The organism is Marinococcus luteus, from assembly GCF_900106595.1.
In the GTDB taxonomy this organism is placed as follows: Bacteria; Bacillota; Bacilli; order Bacillales; family Marinococcaceae; genus Marinococcus; species Marinococcus luteus.
The window spans coordinates 200453-222239 of the sequence record NZ_FNNC01000004.1 but is presented as its reverse complement, the minus strand read 5'-3'; the positions used below and the strand labels follow the sequence as shown (position 1 = coordinate 222239).

21 protein-coding genes and 2 other annotated features are annotated in these 21787 nt (G+C 48.5%); of the genes, 20 read left to right on the top strand and 1 reads right to left on the bottom strand.

Annotation, left to right across the window (positions count from 1 at the left end):
* Positions 1-38: 38 nt before the first annotated feature.
* From speD to rplT, 9 genes are all read left to right on the top strand, one after another.
* On the top strand, positions 39-422 hold the full coding sequence (speD, locus tag BLV22_RS10330; protein ID WP_091614816.1) for an adenosylmethionine decarboxylase: 384 nt from the start codon (positions 39-41) through the stop codon (positions 420-422).
* A 171-nt stretch (positions 423-593) separates the two neighbouring features.
* Complete coding sequence (nrdR, locus tag BLV22_RS10325) at positions 594-1073, top strand: transcriptional regulator NrdR (protein ID WP_022793114.1); 480 nt, start codon at positions 594-596, stop codon at positions 1071-1073.
* Between the two features lie 16 nt (positions 1074-1089).
* Positions 1090-2493 (top strand): replication initiation and membrane attachment family protein, encoded by a 1404-nt coding sequence (locus BLV22_RS10320; RefSeq protein WP_091614814.1) that lies wholly within the window; start codon positions 1090-1092, stop codon positions 2491-2493.
* An 18-nt stretch (positions 2494-2511) separates the two neighbouring features.
* The gene (gene dnaI / locus BLV22_RS10315; RefSeq protein WP_091614811.1) at positions 2512-3438 is read left to right on the top strand and encodes a primosomal protein DnaI; all 927 of its coding nucleotides are present in this window, start codon (positions 2512-2514) and stop codon (positions 3436-3438) included.
* Between the two features lie 143 nt (positions 3439-3581).
* Complete coding sequence (gene mqnC, locus BLV22_RS10310) at positions 3582-4691, top strand: cyclic dehypoxanthinyl futalosine synthase (RefSeq protein WP_091614809.1); 1110 nt, start codon at positions 3582-3584, stop codon at positions 4689-4691.
* A gap of 331 nt (positions 4692-5022) precedes the next feature.
* Positions 5023-6963: a threonine--tRNA ligase gene (thrS, locus tag BLV22_RS10305; RefSeq protein ID WP_091614806.1), complete on the top strand. Its 1941-nt coding sequence runs from the start codon at positions 5023-5025 to the stop codon at positions 6961-6963.
* A gap of 57 nt (positions 6964-7020) precedes the next feature.
* Positions 7021-7163, top strand: a sequence feature (ribosomal protein L20 leader region).
* Positions 7162-7776, top strand: coding sequence for a translation initiation factor IF-3 (gene infC, locus BLV22_RS10300; protein ID WP_245724070.1), 615 nt, complete (start codon positions 7162-7164; stop codon positions 7774-7776). (Overlaps the previous feature by 2 nt.)
* 42 nt (positions 7777-7818) lie before the next feature.
* The gene (gene rpmI / locus BLV22_RS10295; RefSeq protein WP_022793119.1) at positions 7819-8022 is read left to right on the top strand and encodes a 50S ribosomal protein L35; all 204 of its coding nucleotides are present in this window, start codon (positions 7819-7821) and stop codon (positions 8020-8022) included.
* Positions 8023-8063: 41 nt separating this feature from the next.
* Positions 8064-8420, top strand: coding sequence for a 50S ribosomal protein L20 (rplT, locus tag BLV22_RS10290; protein WP_091614801.1), 357 nt, complete (start codon positions 8064-8066; stop codon positions 8418-8420).
* Positions 8421-8461: 41 nt separating this feature from the next.
* On the opposite strand, the gene BLV22_RS10285 is transcribed toward rplT, so the two are convergent.
* On the bottom strand, positions 8462-8869 hold the full coding sequence (locus BLV22_RS10285) for a sigma-w pathway protein ysdB (protein WP_091614798.1): 408 nt from the start codon (positions 8867-8869) through the stop codon (positions 8462-8464).
* 266 nt (positions 8870-9135) lie between these two features.
* On the opposite strand from BLV22_RS10285, the gene BLV22_RS10280 reads away from it, so the two are divergent.
* The 11 genes from BLV22_RS10280 (at position 9136) to trxA (ending at position 21786) form a co-directional block, all read left to right on the top strand.
* On the top strand, positions 9136-10224 hold the full coding sequence (locus BLV22_RS10280; protein ID WP_091614795.1) for a M42 family metallopeptidase: 1089 nt from the start codon (positions 9136-9138) through the stop codon (positions 10222-10224).
* 105 nt (positions 10225-10329) lie between these two features.
* Complete coding sequence (locus BLV22_RS10275) at positions 10330-11097, top strand: TrmH family RNA methyltransferase (RefSeq protein WP_091614792.1); 768 nt, start codon at positions 10330-10332, stop codon at positions 11095-11097.
* 55 nt (positions 11098-11152) lie between these two features.
* Positions 11153-11371: a binding site (T-box leader), on the top strand.
* A 48-nt stretch (positions 11372-11419) separates the two neighbouring features.
* Positions 11420-12454, top strand: a complete 1035-nt coding sequence (pheS, locus tag BLV22_RS10270; protein ID WP_091614790.1) for a phenylalanine--tRNA ligase subunit alpha — start codon at positions 11420-11422, stop codon at positions 12452-12454.
* A 15-nt stretch (positions 12455-12469) separates the two neighbouring features.
* On the top strand, positions 12470-14893 hold the full coding sequence (gene pheT / locus BLV22_RS10265; RefSeq protein ID WP_091614786.1) for a phenylalanine--tRNA ligase subunit beta: 2424 nt from the start codon (positions 12470-12472) through the stop codon (positions 14891-14893).
* 135 nt (positions 14894-15028) lie between these two features.
* On the top strand, positions 15029-15280 hold the full coding sequence (gene zapA / locus BLV22_RS10260; protein WP_022793126.1) for a cell division protein ZapA: 252 nt from the start codon (positions 15029-15031) through the stop codon (positions 15278-15280).
* 5 nt (positions 15281-15285) lie between these two features.
* Complete coding sequence (locus tag BLV22_RS10255; protein WP_176967738.1) at positions 15286-15858, top strand: CvpA family protein; 573 nt, start codon at positions 15286-15288, stop codon at positions 15856-15858.
* 137 nt (positions 15859-15995) lie between these two features.
* Positions 15996-17711: a DNA polymerase/3'-5' exonuclease PolX gene (gene polX / locus BLV22_RS10250; protein ID WP_091614780.1), complete on the top strand. Its 1716-nt coding sequence runs from the start codon at positions 15996-15998 to the stop codon at positions 17709-17711.
* 23 nt (positions 17712-17734) lie between these two features.
* A complete protein-coding gene (locus tag BLV22_RS10245; RefSeq protein ID WP_091614777.1) occupies positions 17735-20092 on the top strand; it encodes an endonuclease MutS2 in 2358 nt (785 codons plus the stop codon).
* Between the two features lie 26 nt (positions 20093-20118).
* Positions 20119-20517 carry a DUF350 domain-containing protein gene (locus BLV22_RS10240; RefSeq protein ID WP_091614954.1) on the top strand — a complete coding sequence of 133 codons (399 nt, stop codon included), beginning with the start codon at positions 20119-20121 and terminating at the stop codon, positions 20515-20517.
* 251 nt (positions 20518-20768) lie between these two features.
* Positions 20769-21359 carry a TetR/AcrR family transcriptional regulator gene (locus BLV22_RS10235; protein ID WP_091614775.1) on the top strand — a complete coding sequence of 197 codons (591 nt, stop codon included), beginning with the start codon at positions 20769-20771 and terminating at the stop codon, positions 21357-21359.
* A 112-nt stretch (positions 21360-21471) separates the two neighbouring features.
* Complete coding sequence (gene trxA / locus BLV22_RS10230) at positions 21472-21786, top strand: thioredoxin (protein WP_022793132.1); 315 nt, start codon at positions 21472-21474, stop codon at positions 21784-21786.
* The last annotated feature ends 1 nt before the right edge of the window (position 21787 follow it).

The following is a 21787-nucleotide window of genomic DNA, read 5'->3' as shown; positions in this document are numbered from 1 at the left end:
AATGATGTAATAAAAAGAAACAAAGGGGGAAACGTACCATGGAAACAATGGGACGCCATGTTATTTCCGAGCTTTGGGGTTGTGACGGAGAAACTTTAAACAATGTAAATGCAATCGAACGTATCTTTGTAAACGCCGCTTTAAAAGCAGGCGCTGAGATAAGAGAAGTGATTTTTCATAAATTTGCTCCGCAGGGTGTAAGCGGAGTAGTCATTATTTCAGAATCGCATTTAACGATTCACAGTTTTCCGGAACACGGCTATGCCAGCATCGATGTGTATACCTGCGGGGACCATATTGATCCGAATACGGCGGCTAAATATATTGCCGGTTCACTCGGTGCCGAAGCGGAAGAAACAATAGAGATTCCCCGCGGCACAGGGCCTATCCGTGTAGAACGTCCGGAAGCAAATGCCTTATAATACGCATACGAAAACCGTTCAAGCAGCTGTCTGTGCTTGAACGGTTTTTTATTGCCTGCAGCAAAAGGGATTCAAAGAAATACACAAATTGTCATCCTCCCGCCAGGAGCGAATGTGATATGATAGAACCAATAAAAATAGAGATCGCCCATCAAATTGGAGATGATAATAATGAAATGCCCTGTATGCTACTCCAATGGCACGCGTGTATTGGATTCGAGGCCGAGCAATGAAGGCCGCTCCATCCGGCGCCGGCGTCAGTGTGATACGTGCCACCACCGCTTTACCACATTTGAAATTGTGGAAGAACTGCCGCTCGTCGTAGTGAAAAAAAATGGTAACCGGGAGGAATTCAGCCGGGAAAAAATGCTGAGAGGCTTGATCAGGGCCTGTGAAAAGCGGCCAATCCCAATGGAAACGCTCGAGGGTATCGTCTCGAGGGTCGAAAATAAACTGCGGGAAGAAGGACGGACGGAAGTGAAAAGCGAAGAAGCCGGGGAGCTTGTCATGGAAGAGCTCGCGGATATTGATGAAATCGCCTACGTCCGTTTTGCTTCTGTTTACCGGCAGTTTCGTGATATAAATGTATTCATCAATGAATTAAAAGAACTGATTGATAAAGAAAATAAAGAGGATTCATCAAAATCATAAAAAGGAGGGCGGCGCTTTGAGTCTGCATTGGATGGAAGTGAAACCGGTGGACGGATACTACGTTCGCACAAGTAAAGAATTCAGCGAGAGCACGGATAAAACGATGTCTATGCTCTACCAGCCGTTAGTCGGAAGCAAAGCGATCGCTCTCTACCAGACTCTGCAGAATAAATTGGAAAAAGACTGCTATGAAAGCTCCGAAGCAACCCATCATGAACTGATGGCTTTTTTGCAGATGCCTTTAAATGAAATTTACGCTGCCCGCCGCCTGCTTGAGGGCATCGGGCTTCTCAGGGTTTATGAATTAGAAACACAATCACAGGATAAAACATTTGTGTATGATATCCAGCCGCCCATGTCGCCGCGGGCTTTTTTTCAGGATGATGTGCTAAGCGTATTTTTGTATAACCGCCTTGGGAAAAGCAAATATATTCAGCTGCGCCAGCGGTTTGGCATTTCAGCTGTGCCCGGGGCCGCAGAAGAAATTACGGCTTCGTTCAATGAAGTATTTGCGTCCCTGCATGCATCGGAAATGGCTTCTGAACCGCCTCCGGCAGACGAGGGAACAGAGTTTATCGGCGGCAGTGAACCGTCACGTCTGCAGCTTGAAGAGAATGGATTCGATATGGAGCTGCTAAAAGCTTCGCTTCCTTCCTTTCTTGATGCCTCCCGGCTGTTAACGCCGTCGCTGCAGCAGACCGTCCGCCGTCTTGCTTTTGTGTATCAGCTCTCTCCGATTGATATGGGAAAAGTAATTCAGGAGTCCTTATCCGCGGACGATGAAGTAAATATAGAAGAGCTGCGTAAAAAAGCAAAAAATCATTACCGCATGGAGCACGGAGCAGCCCCGCCTGCGCTCGGAAACCGTACAGAACGTCAGGAGCCAGTGCCGGCACAGGAGCGGCCCGTGTCCGAACAGGAGCAGATGAAGCAGTTTTATGAACAGACGTCCCCGGTGACTTTTCTTCGTTCAGTGGCCGGGGGAGCGACTGTACCGGAGTCCGATATTCATCTAGTTGAAGAGCTTTTGTTCAGCTACCGTTTATCACCGGGAGTGGTGAACGTGCTGACAGATTATGTGATGCAGAAAAATAATATGAAATTAAGCAAAGCGCTTGTGTATAAAATCGCCGGCCAGTGGACAAGGAAAAAAGTACATACCGTAGAGGATGCCATGAAGCTTGCGAAAGAAGAGCACAAGCAGGCCCAGGAACGGACGGCACCTAAAAACAATTATACGAATAAGCGGTCTCAGGGGTATGTCCGAAACGATAAGCTGCCTAAGTGGATGGAAAAAGAAGAGCAGACGGAAAATACGCCGGCGGAGGGTGAAAGCTCCAAGCGGGATGAGCAGCTGTCGAAGGAAAGAGAGCGCTTTGAAGAAATGCTGAAGGAACGACGGGAAAGAGCAAATCGTTAAAAGAAAGGAGGCGGCTGGATGGATTCAATCGGTTCCTCGTTGAACAGATGGATGGATAAGGATTGGAAGGAGCGGATGGCAAGGCTCGAAAAAGAAGTATTTGCCTATCCGGGGGTTATCGATTTCAAGCGCCGTCATCCGCACATACCAGCGGAAGAATATGAAAAAAATAAGGCAGCTTTATTTGAGTACAAGCGGGAACGCAGTAACTGTGATGCCTGTCCGGGGCTTGAAAACTGCCCAAACCTGATGCAGGGGTACCAGCCGGAACTGATGGAAGACAAAGGAAAAGTAACGGTGGCCTATCACCGCTGTTCATTAAAGGTACACGATGATGAAAAGAAAAAAAGACAGGCGCTGATTAAAAGCTATTATATTCCGAAAGAAATACTGCATGCTTCCTTTGACCAGGTGGATATGGACCATGAATCAAGAGCGAAGGCAGGGACCGCAGCACTTCACTTCGCATCCACCACCGTACCCGGGGAAGACGGACAGGGGCTTTATCTGTACGGAAAATTCGGGGTCGGTAAAACGTATATTGCCGGAGCGATTATGAATGAACTGGCGGCGCGCAATATCGGCTCGATGATTGTACACGTGCCGGACTTTTTCCGGGAGATTAAAGAATCGTTATCGGATAATACAGTACGGGAAAAGGTGGACAGCGTCAAAGGCGTGCCGGTGCTCATACTCGACGACCTTGGAGCCGAGTCGATGAGTGCCTGGACAAGAGACGATATTTTAGGGGTGATTCTGCAGTACCGGATGATGGAAAAACTCCCTACTGTCTATACGTCCAATTATGATTACAGTGAACTTGAAGAGCATTTGACGTATTCCCAGAAAGGCGGTAACGAGAGACTGAAAGCTAAGCGCATCATGGAGCGCATCCGCCCGTTCACAGAAGAAGTATTCATGGACGGACAGAACCGCCGGGGATAACTGGGAATATACAGGGCATTCTAAGTGTATAATACAAATAAATATGCTAACATGATGATAGCGCCCAGCATGCAGAAAATGGGTTGGATTCGCGATATTTTCATGCGAGCGCCACAAAGGAATTTTCTGGAGGGTATACAAAAATGAGCATTGATGGAATATTGGAACGTGCACTGAACGGAGAACGACTGACAATGGACGACGCTGTGCGCTTGTATGAGAGCGATGAAATAGAAAAAATGGGGGCTGCCGCGGATGAAATTAAAAAACGCTGGCACCCGGAGCCTGTCGCTACCTTTAACATAGGGCGGAATGTCAATTATACAAACGTCTGCGACACCTTCTGCCGTTTCTGTGCATTTTACCGCCGGCCGGGATCGGAAGAGGGCTACCTTCTTTCGGATGACCAGATTCTGCAGAAAATTAAAGAACTCCAGGACGTTGGAGGAGACGAAATTCTGATGCAGGGCGGGACTAACCCGAATCTCCCATTTGAATACTATACGAACCTGCTCAAAAAAATTAAAAGTCACTTCCCTGACGTGACGATGCACTCGTTTACGCCGGCAGAGGTGTACAAAATGATGGAAGTGTCCGGGCTGTCATTGAAAGAGGTATTAACGGCTCTGCACGAAGCAGGTCTGGATTCGCTTCCGGGCGGCGGTGCTGAGATTCTCACGGAAAAAACGAGAAAACGGATCAGCCGCTTGAAATGTACGGCCGATCAATGGATCGACTGCATGAAAATGGCTAAAGAGGTCGGTATGCACGGCACGGCAACGATGGTTATCGGCTTTGGTGAATCAAATGAAGAGCGGGCAGAACACCTGTGGCGCATTCGTGAGGCCCAGGACGAATCCAACTGCTTTTTGGCCTTCATATCCTGGACCTTCCAGCAGGATTACACAAGCATGAAAGGCGAGCGTATTACACCGGAAGGCTATCTCCGGAACGTAGCCATATCACGCTTATTCCTGGACAACATCCCGAACTTCCAGTCCTCCTGGGTAACAGCAGGGCCTGAGACAGGGAAGCGCTCCCTTTCCTACGGCTGTAATGACTTTGGCAGTACCATGATGGAAGAGAATGTTGTCTCTTCAGCAGGTACCACACACAAAGTGAACATCAACCGGATTCTTCGTTTAATACGTGAAGCAGGCTACACGCCGGCTCAGCGTAACACGAAGTATCATACGCTCCGGGTGTTTGAGGGAGAAGAGAACAGCGAAAAAGATTTTGTAATGCAAAACTAACTACAGGTTGCATGATAAGAAGCTTTTCGCTATGCTGAAATAGCGAAAAGGAAAATGCAAGGATGAGGACATGAAAATAAAACAGGCGTCCCAGAGAAGAGAACCACGGCTGGAAGTTCTCTACGAACCGTTTTGTTTTTACCCCCTCGGAGCTTCGGCAGGGAACAGCAGTATCTGCCGGCGGACCCCCGGCCGTTACCCGGATAGAGTGGTCTCTGTGCAAGGGACGGAAACTAGGGTGGAACCGCGGCTGAGCCCGCCCCTTTCGAGGGGGCGGGCTTTTTTATGTATTTTTCTGTTTAATACAGTAATAAAAGGAGGATAAATCACAGTGGCAGAACAGACAATTACGCTCATATTTCCAGATGGAAATGAAAAATCATACGACATTGGCACAACGACAGAAGAAGTAGCCGGCGGTATCAGCTCGGGATTGAAAAAGAGTGCGCTGGCAGGAAAAATTAACGGAAAAATGGTGGATCTCCGCACTCCGCTCCGGGAAGACGGTCAGATTGAAATCATCACCTACCAGTCCCCGGAAGGACTTGAAGTGCTCCGGCACAGCACCGCACACGCGATGGCCCAGGCGGTGAAGCGTCTGTTTGATGACGTGCAGCTTGGCGTCGGCCCGGTGATTGAAAACGGGTTTTATTATGACATTGACATGCCGCACCAGTTGACTCCGGAAGACCTTCCCAAAATCGAAAAAGAGATGAATAAAATCATCGATGAGAATCTTGAAATTATTCGCGAGGAAGTGTTCCGGGAAGAAGCGGTCCGCTTTTTTAAAGAGCTTGGCGATGAGCTGAAGCTGGAATTGATTGAAGACATCCCGGAAGGAGAACAGATTGCGCTTTACCGGCAGGGAGAATTTGTCGATTTATGCCGCGGTGTGCATGTACCGCAGACATCCAAGTTGAAAAAGTTTAAGCTGATGAACATTTCCGGGGCGTACTGGCGCGGAGACAGCAGCAATAAAATGCTGCAGCGTATTTACGGCACCGCCTTTGAAAAGCAGTCTCAGCTTGATGATCATTTGAAGATGCTCGAAGAAGCTAAGGAGCGCGACCACCGTAAAATTGGCAGAGAGCTCGACATATTTACGACAAGTCAGACAGTCGGACAGGGGCTGCCGCTCTGGCTTCCAAACGGTGCCACGATCCGGCGTATTATCGAGCGCTATATTGTGGATAAAGAAGTGCGTCTCGGCTATGATCACGTGTATACGCCGGTGCTTGGTTCCTCTGAACTGTATAAAACGTCGGGCCACTGGGACCACTATCAGGACGACATGTTCCCGCCGATTGAAATGGATAATGAAACACTCGTGCTGCGGCCGATGAACTGTCCGCACCATATGATGGTTTATAAAAATAAAAAGCACAGCTACCGCGATCTGCCGGTCCGCATTGCAGAGCTCGGAACGATGCACCGTTATGAAAAATCGGGGGCACTTGCCGGTCTGCAGCGGGTGCGGGCGATGACGTTAAACGACGGTCACATTTTTGCCCGTCCGGATCAGCTGAAGGATGAATTCATCCGTGCTGTGCGCCTTGTCCGTGAAGTCTACCATGATTTCGGCATCAAAGATTACACCTTCCGGCTTTCCTACCGGGACCCGGAGGATAAAGAAAAATACGTGGACGACGACCAGATGTGGGAAAATTCCGAGCGCATTCTGAAAGAAGCGATGGATGCGATTGACGCTGAATACGTGGAAGCAGAAGGGGAAGCAGCATTTTACGGTCCGAAACTCGATGTCCAGGTAAAAACAGCAATGGGCAAAGAAGAGACGCTTTCCACCGTCCAGATCGACACCCATCTGCCTGAACGCTTTGATCTCACGTATGTTGGAAGCGACGGTGGCGAACACCGCCCGGTAGTAGTCCACCGGGGCATTGTGTCCACGATGGAACGCTTTATCGCTTTTCTGCTTGAAGAGTACAAAGGAGCTCTGCCGACGTGGCTTTCTCCTGTTCAGGTGAAAATCATACCGGTCTCACCTGACGTTCATCTCGATTACGCGAAAGAAGTGGAAATGGCGCTGCAGGCATCGGATGTCCGGGTTGAAGTGGATACGAGGGATGAAAAGCTCGGCTACAAAATCCGTGAAGCCCAGACGCAGAAAATTCCTTACATGCTTGTGCTTGGCGACAAAGAGCAGGAAGCAAACGCCGTAAATGTACGCAGGTACGGTCAGCAGGACTCGGAATCACAGCCATTGCATGATTTTGTGGAAAATGTAACAGCGGCTATTAATGAATATCGATGAAATGGTTGACGTCCTAATGAGCCCGTGCTAAGATGTCCTAGTGTGAAAATAATTAATCCCTTAAAGAAGAAGCGCCCGCTTCTCACCTGACCGACAAACGTTGGCTGGTTATTATCAATATATTGAATGTGTAGAGCATATATTCTGTATACGTGTGGGCGCTTCTCTGTTTCAGAGGGTGTCTGCACGTTTTTTTCGTTGTGCCAATGGTATGTATTTGCGTGGAAGCCCCGCGCACTAAATTTCTGGAGGTGGCTTATTATTCGTAAGGACCAAAAGGTAAACGAGGGCATCCGTGCCCGTGAAGTTCGACTCATCGACGCTAACGGAGAGCAGCTTGGAGTAAAATCAAGAAACGAAGCTTTAGAGCTGGCCGGAAAAGAAAACCTTGACCTTGTTCTTGTCGCTCCAAACGCGAAACCGCCTGTCTGCCGTATTATGGATTACGGTAAATATCGTTTTGAACAGCAGAAAAAAGATAAAGAAGCCCGGAAAAAGCAAAAAACGATCAACGTGAAAGAAGTTCGTTTGAGCCCGAGCATTGAAGAACACGACTTTAATACAAAACTGCGTAACGCAAGGAAGTTTTTGTCTAAAGGCGATAAAGTAAAAGCAGCTATCCGCTTCCGCGGTCGTATGATCACACACTCGGATATCGGTAAAGAAGTACTTGACCGGTTTGCAAAAGAATGTGAAGACGTGAGTACGATTGAAACGAAGCCGAAAATGGATGGCCGCAGCATGTTCCTCATGCTCGCTCCAAAGGCAGAGCAGGAACGGGAACAAAAAGAAGAATCCAAAAAAGAAGAATAGACAGCGGTTATTCCGTTATATTAAAAAAGGAGGATGTCACTTATGCCAAAAATGAAATCTCACCGCGGAGCAGCAAAACGTTTTCGCAAAACAGGAAGCGGCCGTGTAAAACGCGCACGCGCATTCACGAGCCATATGTTTTCGCATAAATCCCAAAAGCAAAAGCGTAACCTTCGTAAGCCGGAGCTTGTTTCCAAGTCCGACTACAAGCGTATCAAGACACTACTGCCAAAAACGAAAAAATAAGCACGACCAAATAATTGAGATAAGCTAAGGAGGGGTTGACGATGCCAAGAGTAAAAGGCGGATATGTGGCACGTCGCAGACGTAAACGAGTATTAAAACTCGCGAAAGGTTATAGAGGTTCTAAGCACAGACTGTTTAAAACAGCACAGGAACAGGTAATGAAGTCCCTGCAGTATGCTTACCGGGACCGTCGCCAGCGCAAACGCGAATTCCGTAAGCTGTGGATTGCACGTATTAACGCAGCAGCTCGGTTAAACGGCTTGTCTTACAGCCGCATGATGCATGGCCTGAAGCAGGGCGGTATCCAAATGAACCGTAAAATGCTCGCAGACCTTGCGGTAAACGACGAAAAAGCATTCGCAGAGCTTGCTGAAAAAGCGAAATCAAACTTAAATTAAGCAAAAAAAGCGGAGCGCCCGGTAATGAGGCGTTCCGCTTTTTATTGTTTTTCGGGCTGTTTTGCTTCAAGCTGCTGCATGAACTCCTTCACCGGACTGTTCCACTCGATGGCAGCTTCCGGATAGAGGGAGAGAATTTCCCGCTCGAGAAAGGTGAAATCCTCGCGCTGGAAGCCGCGCAAATGCTCGCTTTCAATCACCCACAGCGAAATCGTAACTACTTCAAACGCTTTTTCGGTTGTACCTACGTATTTTTCGCCTTCAAACATGACGCCTTTATGGGTAGCCAGTAAATTTTTCCGCACGTTTCGATGGTCATCAAGCAGATAGAATTGTTTTTTATGGTGGGCGGCTTCCAGCTTTCTCCTTGAATTATTCCAGTACCTCCAAAACGAGTATATGATAATAATAAGAGCGATCAACAGCAGCACTCGTAAAAGAATACCCAATCTTTACACCCTCCTCTGCATCTATCGGATTAAGCGTACATAAGTCTCCCCATTTCTAATATATACGCACAGTCTGCCAAAAAGTTTCACAGGCACCAGGGTATGATAGATTATGTTTGAGCCCTGCGGCAAAGTTCTTTATACTGAATATGGAAGAACCCGCACCACACCGCTTGTATTGACGAGAATATTAATTCGCAGCATTAATAATATTTTCCCTTTGCCTGTGTGTGTAAAACAACCGTACATAAAGGAGGCAGCATGAAATGGCAGAATTAGATCCAACATTGCAGATGCTAAAGGACCTTACGGACGCAAACGGCGTTCCGGGGAACGAACAGGAACCGAGAAAAGTGATGACTCAGTATATTTCTCCTTATGCCGATGAAATGAGCACCGACCGGCTGGGAAGCCTGATTGCTAAAAAAACCGGTCAGGCCGGTGGCCCGAAATTAATGATTACCGGACATCTGGACGAAATTGGTTTTATGATATCAGGAATCGATGAGAATGGCTTTTTGAAATTCCAGACCCTTGGGGGATGGTGGAGCCAGGTGATGCTCGCCCAGCGGGTGAAGGTAATGACGAGAAAAGGAAATATTACCGGCGTAATCGGCTCAAAGCCGCCGCATATTCTGCCGGCGGAGCAGCGCAAGAAAGCAATGGAAATTAAAGATATGTTCATCGATATCGGTGCTTCGAGTAAGGAAGAAGCAGAATCATTCGGAGTGCGTCCGGGGGATTCGGTCGTGCCGGTATGTGATTTTGAAGTGATGAATAATGAAAAACTGTTGATGGCGAAAGCCTGGGACAACCGTATTGGCTGTGCTATCGCGATTGAGGTGCTGAAGCGTCTTGAAAACGAATCCCATCCGAATGAAATTTACGGCGTCGGCGCTGTACAGGAGGAAGTTGGCCTGCGTGGAGCGAAAACAGCAACCAACCTTATTCAGCCGGATATCGGCTTTGCTGTCGATGTAGGGATTGCCGGAGATACGCCGGGCGTCACAAGTAGCGATGCCAGAGCGAAAATCGGTAAAGGACCACAGCTCCTTATGATGGACGCCTCCGTCATCGCACACAAAGGGCTGCGTGATTTCGTTGTCGGTGTGGCTGAAGAGAAAGAAATACCTTTCCAGTTTGACATGATGGCAAACGGCGGTACAGATGCAGGGTCTATTCACCTGTCCGGAGAAGGAGTACCAGCTATGGCTATTACGATTCCGACCCGCTATATTCATACGCATGCGGCTATACTGCACAGGGACGACTTCGAGCATGCCGTGCAGCTAATCGTAGAAATTGCTAAGCGTTTGGACCGCGACACAGTAGAGTCATTAACGTACGAAGCATAAAAACACAGCCTTTCTGTCCACGATGGACGGGAGGGCTGTTTATTTTCTTTCTGCCGCCGGGCAAAATATGCTACGATGAGAGAAAATACTGGGGGAGACAGCGAAGTGAAGCGGATAGAATCGACAAAAAACCCGAAAGTAAAAGAGATAAAAAAACTTCATAAACGTAAGGAACGGGAAAAGTCAGGGCTTTTTTTAATTGAGGGAGACCATGCGCTGACTGAAGCCGTCCGGTCACAGGCCTGGATTGAAGAAATTTTTATCGAAGAGCATAAAGAGTGGCCGCAGGTATTTAACGAAATACCAACACCGGCGACAGAGGTAACAGAAAGCGTCATGAAAGAAATCAGCTCGACGGAAACACCGAAAAATATCGTAGCCGTATGCAGAATTCCTGAATTTTCTAATGTCAAAAGCGGCGGATATTCGTTTTTCGTGCTGGTCGACAGCATTCAGGACCCTGGTAACCTGGGAACGATTATCCGGACGGTGGATGCGCTTGGAAAAGGTGTGGTTGTTCTCGGCACAGGTACGGTGGATGCTTACAATGAAAAGGTGGTCCGGGCAACGCAGGGCTCGTTGTTTCATGTGCCGGTCCTGCAGGAGGACCTGGGCGAATGGCTGGAATGGCTGCAGGAAACGGACATTCCGTGCTTCGGCACTTCGCTTGACGAAGGAACGTCGTATTCGGCACTTGAGCCGCAGCCTTACTTCGCGTTAATTATTGGCAATGAAGGAGCCGGTGTGCAAAAGAAGTGGCTTGAGCGGACCGACCAGAACCTGTACATTCCGATTCCGGGTCAGGCAGAATCGTTAAATGCAGCAGTCTCTGCCGGCATCCTGCTGTATCATTTGAAGCAGACGGATTGGTGATGGTTGCAATCGGGCCGGGCTTTTTCTATAATAATTCATATTGAAACATATAAACACAAATGCGCAGATGAAGAGTAGTAGCATTGCTTCCTGCTGAACAGGGAAAAGGTATCGTTGACTGAAAATACCTTACAGTAAGGATTTGTGAATTCACTTCGGAGCAGCCGCTGGAGTATTCCCTGTGGAAGAAAAGCGTGCCGGAACCTGTCGTTACAGGAAAGTGAGCTGTGCACTGCAGCTAACAAGGGTGGTACCGCGAGCCTTCGTCCCTTTCAGGGAGAGGGCTCTTTTTATTTGGCATAAAAATGGAGGGAACCAGGATATGATAGAACGCTTGGAAGAACTGCAGCAGGAAGCGCTGCAGCAGATTGAAGAAGCTGGCGATACAAAACAATTAGAGCAAGTGAGAGTAAAATACTTAGGCAAAAAAGGCCCGATTACGGAAGTGCTACGGGGAATGGGACAGCTGTCCAAGGAGGAGCGTCCTGTTGTCGGCCAAAAAGGAAACGAAGTGCGTGAAGCCATTCAGGAGCGCCTGGAGAAAAAAACAAAAACGCTTGCCGACGAAGCATTAAAGGAAAAGCTCGAAAAAGAAACGCTTGATGTGACGCTTCCGGGACGTAAAGTCCAGCGCGGGGCGAAGCACCCGCTGACGAGCGTGGTGGAAGAGATTGAAGATATCTTTATCGGCATGGGATTCGAAGTGACTGAAGGACCGGAAGTCGAAACCGATTATTACAACTTTGAAGCTATGAATCTGCCAAAAGATCATCCGGCCCGGGATATGCAGGATTCTTTTTATGTCAGCAGTGATCTGCTGCTGCGTACGCAGACGTCGCCTGTACAGGCCCGCTCGATGGAACGCCACCACGGCGAAGGGCCGGTCAAAATCATCTGCCCGGGCAAAGTTTACCGCCGGGACGATGATGATGCTACCCACTCCCACCAGTTCATGCAGATCGAAGGACTGATGGTTGATGAAAATATCCGGATGAGTGATTTAAAAGGAGTGCTCGAAACATTTGTGAAGAAATACTTCGGGGAGGAAAGAGAAATCCGCCTCCGCCCAAGCTACTTCCCGTTTACAGAGCCGTCTGCAGAGCTCGATGTTTCGTGCGGCATCTGCGCCGGGGAAGGCTGCCGCATATGCAAGCATACCGGGTGGATTGAAGTGCTCGGCTGTGGAATGGTGCATCCGCGCGTACTGGAAATGAGCGGTTTTGATCCGGACGTATACAGCGGCTTTGCCTTTGGAATGGGAGTGGAACGTTTCTCCCTCCTGAAATACGGCATTGATGATATCCGGCATTTTTACACAAACGATATGCGCTTTTTAAAACAATTCACTCGAGTATAGAAGGAGAATGCGGACATGTTGATCTCATATAAATGGCTGAAAGATTACGTAGATATTGAAGATATTACTCCCGAAGAAATTGCTGATCGCCTGACTACGGGAGGTGTGGAAGTGGACGCCCTGTACCGGCGTGCCGAACCGATTGAGGGATGCGTGGTCGGATATGTTACCGAAGCCGAAAAGCATCCGGATGCGGATAATTTAAACATCTGCCAGGTGGATCAGGGAGCAGAAACTGTACAGATTATTTGCGGTGCTGACAACGTGGCAGCCGGACAGAAGGTCGTAGTGGCAAAGCCGGGCACTGTGCTGCCCGGGGGCATGGAAATTAAGGCCACGGAAATCCGCGGCCAGGAATCCAACGGCATGATCTGTTCTCTTCAGGAGCTTGGGGTGGAAGCCAAGCTGGTTCCTAAACACGTGGCTGAAGGCATTTTCGTTTTTGATGAAAATCCAGATACGGGCTCAGATGCGGTAAAAGCTCTTGGCTGGGACGATACGGTGATGGATCTGGATATTACGCCAAACCGTGCCGACTGCCTGAACATCCTCGGGGTCGCCTACGAAGTAGCGGCCCAGCTTGATCGGGCCGTTCAGCTCCCCGTGACTTCGGTAAAAGAAAGCGAAAAGTCTGCATCAGCAGCGGTCAATGTAAAAATCGAAAACGGGGAGGATACTCCTTATTACGGAGCAAGAATCGCTGAAAATATTCAGGTGAAGCCCTCACCGTATTGGATGCAGAACCGTTTGATGGCTGCAGGTATCCGGCCGATAAGCAACGTCGTGGACATTACCAACTATGTGCTGCTTGAATACGGGCAGCCGCTGCATGCGTTTGATTTTGACGCCTTCGGCTCCGACGAAGTGCTCGTGCGAAGAGCATTCGAAGATGAAGAAATACAAACGCTCGATGGTAATAAGCATCACCTTTCGACGGAGCATCTGGTCGTAACCAACGGCACAAAACCGACAGCTCTCGCAGGAGTGATGGGCGGAGAGCACTCTGAGGTCAGCGACCAGACAACAAATATTCTGCTTGAAGCAGCCCTGTTTCATCCGTCCCTGATCCGCCAGGCGTCAAAAGATACGCGGATACGAAGCGATGCAAGTGTCCGTTACGAGCGGGGACTCGACACAGAGAGAGTAGAGCAGGCAGCAGACCGGGCGGCACATTTATTCGCTGAATATGCGGGTGCCTCTGTGCTGCAGGGCATCGAGCAGGAGGACCACCGGGAGCCGGGCGGCCGCTGGGTCCGGGTGAGTGACCGCCGTATCAATCAGCTGCTTGGAATGGAACTCAGCGGTTCAGAAATGGTACGTATTCTTGAACGTCTCGGATTTCAGACCGCCGACAAGGAAACGAGCAGTATCGAAGTATATATCCCGAGCCGGCGTCCGGATATTCACATTGAAGAGGACGTGGCAGAAGAAATTGCCCGGATGCACGGCTATCAGGATATTCCGAGTACACTGCCCAAAGGGGCTACGACAGCCGGAAGCTTGACTGCCGAGCAAAAAAGAAAACGGACAGTCCGCCGCTTTTTGGAAAGTGCCGGGCTGAGTGAAGCTGTCACCTATTCCCTGACAACCGCCAGCTCAGCGTCCCGTTTCACGCTGTACCCGGAAAAGTACACAATGGAAGTATCCATGCCGATGAGTGAAGACCGCAGAGTGCTGCGGCAGAGCCTGATTCCTCAGCTCCTTGAAGGAGTAAGCTATAACCGCAACCGTCAGACGAAAGACATCGCCCTGTTTGAAATGGGCTCGGTGTTTCTTTCCGAAGAAGCAAATGCCGCTGTTCAGCCGGAAGAGCGTATTATGCTTGCTGCGGTAGTAAGCGGAAGATGGGAAAGCCACCTATGGCAGGGAGAAACGAAAAATACAGACTTTTATGTGATGAAAGGCATTGCTGAAGGCATTCTTGAAGAGCTGCACGTGGAAAGCCGTGCTTCATTCACTTTGGCAGAGCGCAGTGATATGCACCCCGGCCGTACCGCAGATATACAGCTTGACGGGACGACGGTGGGATATGTCGGCCAAATTCATCCAACGACGGCGGGTGATTGGGATATAGCCGAAACGTATGCCCTGCAGGTTGATTTAACGTCCCTGCTTCAGGCGGTAGAAACGCCGGTTCGTTATCAAACGCTGCCGCGGTTCCCTTCCACTACCCGTGATATCGCGATCGTTGTAGATGAAAGCGTCCCTGCAGCTGAAGTAAAAGAGGTCATTGAGTCCGCCGGGGGAAGTACGCTGTACAGCACCTCCCTGTTTGACGTTTATCAGGGCGAGAATCTGACGCCCGGCAAAAAATCCCTGGCGTTCACCCTGGTGTATCTGGATCCGGAAAGAACGCTGACCGATGAAGAGGTCAGCTCCGCACACGACCAGGTGCTTCGCATGCTTGAAGAAAAAACGGGGGCAGAGCTCAGGCAGTAAACAGCTGCCGGGCATCTCCCGGTTTAATAAAGGTACTGTACAGGGAAGGATATTCAGAGCCTTTTTATTCTGTTACTATTAAGGAATCTGTTACTATTAAAGAAAAGGCACATTCAAGAACAGGGGGCGGAAGACGTGGCTGATGATCAAAGTAAAAAACGCACTACGGTTACAATATACGGCCAGCAGTACACGATTGTCGGTGATGAACAACCCTCGCATATTAATCAGGTCGCCAATTATTTAGATAAGCGAATGAAGGAGTATAAAGCATACAATCCTTATTTGGATACGACCCGCCTGGCGGTATTGACGGCTTTAAACGTAGTAGATGACTATATAAAACTCAAAGAAGAAGTAAACAAGGACAAAGATTCTGAAGGATAATGGCTATGGAAATAGTAATAAACGTTCTGCTTGTTGTGATTTTAATCGGAAGCTTTTTTACTGGGCTTCAAAGAGGCTTTGTTCTTCAACTGCTACGCCTTGTCAGTCTGGTGGCAGCGTTTATTGTTGCGTTTTTATTCTATGAAGAAGTGGCGCAGTTTTTAGAACAATGGATCCCCTACCCATTCGGCCAGCAGGCGGAAGGGACGTTCCTGGCTGCTTTTGATACCCGCAGCCTGTTTTATTATTCGATCGCCTTTCTTCTTTTATTTATCGGCACCCGCATCATCGCCGGCTTTTTAACCGGAGCCGCAGGCGGCATTGCCAGGCTTCCGGTGCTTAGAACAATCAATTACTGGCTTGGTGGCGTACTTGGGGTGCTGGAGGCGTACGTGATTTTATTCGTTGTGCTGGCTGCAGCTATGCTGATGCCGTTTCCGGCTCTTGAGCCGGTAGTAAACAATTCGGCAGTCGCGAGCTTTATATTACATGAAACCCCATGGCTTTCCGGCTGGTACGAGCAAATCATGCCGGCAGACCCTGGGAACATGGACGGCCCAATAGAGGATGAAGGCTGACTTCCCTGCGTTTCACAGGGGAGTCTGTTTTTATGTCTTCAGCCCGGCGGCGTGAGCTTAGACAGAATTATTAACTCCCGTTATACTCAAAAAAGAATGCCTAACATGATTAAAGCTGACATGTGGAGGAGAATAGCATGAATAAAAAAGATCTGATCGGCCATTTGGAAACAATCGCTGTATATATGGAAATCAAGGGAGAGAACCCATTTAAAATTTCTGCCTACCGTAAAGCGGCTCAGGCGCTTGAATATGATGAGCGTTCACTAAATGAAATTGAAGATGCAGGCAGCTTAAAAGGCATCGGTAAAGGCACAGCTGCGTTGATAAAAGAATGGCGGGACAATAACGGGGAAACCGAACTGATGCAGACGCTGACAGAAGAAGTGCCGGAGGGATTGATTCCGCTGCTGAAGCTGCCCGGACTCGGAGGGAAAAAAGTGTCGAAGCTATATCAGGAACTCGACATAACGGACCGGGACTCGCTTGAACAGGCGTGTTTAACCCATGAAGTGCAGAATCTCGAAGGCTTCGGAGCGAAAACCGAGCAGAAAATACTCGAAGCGCTTGCGGAAGAAGGCAAACGTCCGGAACGGCTGCCGATTGCCTATATGCTGGAAATGGCCGAAAAGCTTGAAGCGTCTCTTGAACAAGTGGAAGGTGTACAAAGATACGCACGGGCGGGCAGCCTGCGCCGGGTGGAAGAGTCGGTGAAGGACCTGGATTATATTATGAGTGTGGAAAATGCAGAAAATGTCCGCAAACAGCTGGTGGAACTGTCCGAAGTAACGAAGGTTATTAACGACGGTACAAGCAAGGTCAGCATTGAAATTAAAGGGGAATATAACGTTCAAGTAGATATTCGCCTGGTAGAGGAAGAAGATTTTGCGAGCACTCTGCACCATTTCACCGGATCTAAAGATCATAATGTACAAATGCGCCAGCTGGCAAAGGAACGAAATGAAAAATTAAGTGAATACGGCATTGAAGATCAAAATGGACGCAAGACAACGTTTCAGAATGAAGCCGAATTTTACGACCACTTTGGCCTGCACTTTATTCCTCCCGAAGCACGCCTGGGGAGAGATGAAACGGATAAATTCCGGCAGCCGTATCCATATATAGAAAAGAAACACATCCGCGGTGATCTTCATATGCACACCACGTGGAGCGACGGTTCTCTTTCCATTCGCGAGATGGTGGAGGAAGTGAAGAAGCACGGCTATGAATGGCTGGCGCTCACAGACCATTCCAAATACCTCCGCATTGCCCATGGACTGGATGAAGAAAGAATCCGCAGGCAGATAGAAGAAATACGAAACGTCAGAGAAAAAGAAAAAGATATTCAAATATTTGCCGGTATTGAAATGGATATCCGGCCGGACGGAACGCTTGATATTGAGGATGAAGTTCTTGAAGAGCTCGACGTTGTGATTGCTTCCATCCATTCCTCCTTCTCGCAGACCGAAAAAGAAATTATGAAACGGATGGAGCAGGCTCTGGAGCACCCGGAAGTAAATGTTATTGCCCATCCGACAGGAAGACTTTTGGGACGCCGGGACGGATACAAAGTGGATGTCGACCGGCTGATGAAGCGGGCAGGCGAAACAAATACGGCTCTGGAGCTGAATGCCAATCCCAATCGCCTTGATCTTTCGGCCGACTGGCTGAGAAAAGCCGCTGAGCATAATGTTCGTATTGCAATTAATACGGACGCCCATAATCCTGGCATGCTTGATCATATGGACGTTGGTATATCCATTGCCAAAAAGGCACTTCTGCAGCCGGAGCAGGTCATAAACACGATGACTGCGAAGCAGCTGAAAGAATGGCTGAAGCGTAAGAAACAATAGAACAACCAAAGAGGTGAGCATTTTTGAATGATAGAACACTCCGTGTGCTGGAATACGAAAAAATGAAAGAGCAGCTGCAGGCTCATGCCGGATCGACTCTTGCCAAAGAGCGCATTGAACAGCTGCAGCCCTACCGGGAGCTCGGGGAAGCGAAGGAAGCACAAAATTTTACCGCGGAAGCGGCCAAAGTGATCCGCCTCCGGGGACAGGCGCCGCTCGGCGGCATTCGTCAGATCCATGCCCACGTGCGCCGGGCACAAATCGGCGGTATGCTAAACGCCGGCGAGCTCACAGAGGTTTCGGACACGCTGTACGCCGGCCGTCGGATACGGTCATTTATTCTGGATATGACAGAGGAAACGGTCGATCTCCCGCTGCTTGAGGGGCTGGTGCGGAGAATAGTGGCGCTCCCGGAGATTGAAAAGCAGATCCGTGATTGTATAGATGAAAACGGAGCAGTGCTCGATAGCGCAAGCTCTGCCCTGCGTGGACTCCGGCAGCAGATAAGAAGCCTCGAATCGTCAGTGCGTTCGAAGCTTGAACAGTATACGAGGTCGCCGGACCAGCAAAAACGCCTGTCTGATTCCATCGTGACGATACGTAATGACCGGTATGTGCTGCCGGTGAAGCAGGAATACCGTTCATCTTTTGGCGGTATTGTCCACGATCAGTCTTCAACAGGGGCTACTCTTTTTATTGAGCCGCAGGCGGTCGTTTCGATGAATAATGAACTAAGAGAGGCAAGGCTGAAAGAACAACGGGAAATTGAACGGATTCTCCAGGAGCTGTCTTCGTATATTGCGGAAGACGGGGAAGAGATTCTGGTGAATATGAACACCCTCACCGAGCTCGATTTCACATTTGCCAAGGCCTACTACGCAAGAGACCAGAAAGCCGTGCAGCCGGAGCTGAACAATGAAGGAAGATTCCGGTTCATGGAGGCCCGGCACCCGCTCATTGACCCGGAAGAAATGGTGCCGCTTGACCTGGAGCTTGGAGAAGAGTTTGGGACGCTTGTCATTACCGGTCCCAATACTGGCGGTAAAACCGTGACACTTAAAACGGCCGGTCTGCTGACGCTCATGGCCCAGTCAGGATTGTTTGTCCCCGCAGAAGAAGAAGCAGAAGCCGCTGTATTTTCAAAAGTGTTTGCCGATATTGGAGATGAACAGTCGATCGAGCAGAGCTTAAGTACGTTTTCTTCCCACATGACGAATATTGTGGATATTGTCAAGCAGGTGGACAGCGAATCGTTCGTGCTGTTTGACGAGATAGGGGCCGGAACGGATCCGGAGGAAGGATCTGCCCTTGCCGTCAGCATTCTGGACTATGTCCAGGAAGCGGGGGGCAGGCTGATTGCTACAACGCACTACAGTGAACTGAAGGGGTATGCGTACAACCGCGACGGGGTAATGAATGCGAGTGTTGAATTTGACGTGGAAACATTGAGGCCGACCTACCGGCTGCTTGTAGGCGTCCCGGGCCGAAGCAACGCGTTTGCTATTTCAAGACAGATCGGGCTGCCGGATTCTATTATTTCTAATGCAGAAAAAGAAATGAGCACAGATACAAAGCAGGTTGAAACGATGATTGCTTCTCTGGATGAACAAAGAAAAGAAACAGAATCAGCTTGGCAGGAGGCAGACGACCTTCGGCAGGAAGCATCCAGACTCTGGCAGGAATTGAACGCTGCCTGGAATGAAGTGCTGCAAAAACGGGATCAGATTATTGCAAATGCGGAAGGTAAAGCAAAAAGCGAAGTCGATAAGGCGAAAGCCCAGGCGGAAGAAATTATTGCCGAGCTGAAGGAAATGCAGAAGGAAGGCGCGGAGATCAAAGAGCACCGCCTGATCGAAGCCCGCAGGCAGATGGAACAGGCGGCTCCTTCGATGACTAAAAAACAGAAACAGGTGAAACAAAAAGCCCAGAAAGAACGTACCTTTGAAGTCGGGGATGAAGTGAAGGTGCTTCGCTTCGGGCAGCGCGGACATATTGTGGAAAAGGTAAATGACAAGGAATTTCAGGTGCAGCTTGGCATTATGAAAATGACAGCGAAGCCCGAAGAAATGGAAAAGCTCAAATCAGAGCCCGCAAAAGAGCCTAAACGGCAGGTCGCCACGACTTCGACAGCAGCCCCGGCGAAGCCTGAACTGGATTTACGAGGTGAAAGGTACGAAGACGCCGTACAGCGCCTTGAAAAATACCTCGATGAAGTAGTGCTTGCCGGTTACCGGGAAGTCCATATTATTCACGGAAAAGGCACCGGAGCTCTTCGCAAGGGCGTAAAAGAATATTTGAAAAACCATCCCAGCGTAAAAGCAACCAGGGATGGCGGGATGAATGAAGGCGGCATCGGTAATACGGTGGCAGAACTTAAGTAAGCGGAGGGGTGCACGTGGATGCGTGGATGGATAATCCTTTTATAAATACAGCCGGCAACTTCAGCGTTGCTGTGCTCTCCCTGGTAATCTTTTTGTGGATATTTGAAATTATTACTCCTTACCGTAACTGGGAAGAAATCAAGAAAGGAAATATCGCTGTCGCTCTGGCGACAGGCGGGAAACTGTTTGGTGTTTCCAACATTCTCCATTATTCCATCATGCATAACGACGGCATTCTGTTTATGCTTCTATGGGGTTTTTTTGGTTTTGTGTTATTAATTTTAAGCTATCTGATTTTTGAATTTCTTACTCCTATGTTTAAGGTGGATGAAGAAATCAGCAAAGACAACCGTGCAGTGGGAATCATTTCCTTTATTATCTCGGTGGGGATATCTTTTGTGATAGGTGCTGGAATTATCATTTAAATAGAAAAAAATGTAATATAAAAACCACAATTAGTTAATTAATTAGGACTATGTATGTGCATTGTGGTTGACATCCCTTTACGGATTATGTACATTTATAACTAATTAAAATACTGTGCCAGTATTACCCAAACGCAAGGAAACGCCTTACTCTGTTACGGGAGTGAGGCGTTTTTAAAGGCATTATTTCGGTGGGGTGAAACAGAAACCGGCATTATGGATGGTTTTGTTTGAAAGGGTGGCAGATATGTATGGGGAAAAATCCAAACAGGAAACATGCACAGATTCTCGAGGCGGGGACCAGGGTAATTGCTGAACACGGTTATCATCAGGCGAAGGTATCGGATATTGCTAAAGAGGCAAAGGTGGCAGACGGAACAATTTATTTGTATTTTAATAATAAAGAGCACATATTAATTTCCATTTTTGAGGAAAAGATGCAGGAGTTCATGCAGAAGCTCGAGATAATCATGCAAAAAGATGTTTCTGTTAAAGAGCAGCTGTTTGATATGGCCCAGCTGCAGCTTGATTTCATGGAAAGCCGGCCGGAGCTCGCTACGCTTGCCCACTTTGAACTTTTGCAGACAAAGGGTGAGATTCATGACAATATGCAGCGCATACTGTTTCCATTTTTTCAGGCGGTTATCGATATTGTAAACAGGGGAAAAGAGGAACAGGTCTTCTCTTCTTCGCTTTCCACAGAAATTGGAAGAATCTGTTTTGTCGGCATACTCAATGAGGCGATCACTACGTGGGTGATGGAAAAAGGGAGCTACTCGTTGGCAGCGCAGGGACCGGTGCTTGCAGAAATAGTGTATCAGGCACTGCAGACGGAAGTATAAATTAGGCAGAGTCTTTGAAAAAGTTTAAGCTAAACGTTAGCCAGTAAAGCACGGGAATGCTATAATAACGAAGAATAAATGCAAAGATAGAGATATAAAGGAGGAACCATTCATGGCTATTGTCAATGTATCGGACCAAAACTTTGCAGGTGAAACGTCCGACGGAGTAGTACTTGCAGATTTTTGGGCACCCTGGTGCGGGCCTTGTAAAATGATCGCTCCAGTGCTCGAAGAAATCGACACTGAAATGGGCGAGCAGATTAAAATTGCTAAATTGGATGTTGATGAAAACCAGGAAACAGCCGGAAAATACGGCGTAATGAGTATTCCAACACTAATGATTTTTAAAGACGGCGAAGTCGTCGAGCAGGTTGTCGGCTTTCAGCCTAAGGAACAACTGGTGGAACTTTTGAACAAACATTTGTAAA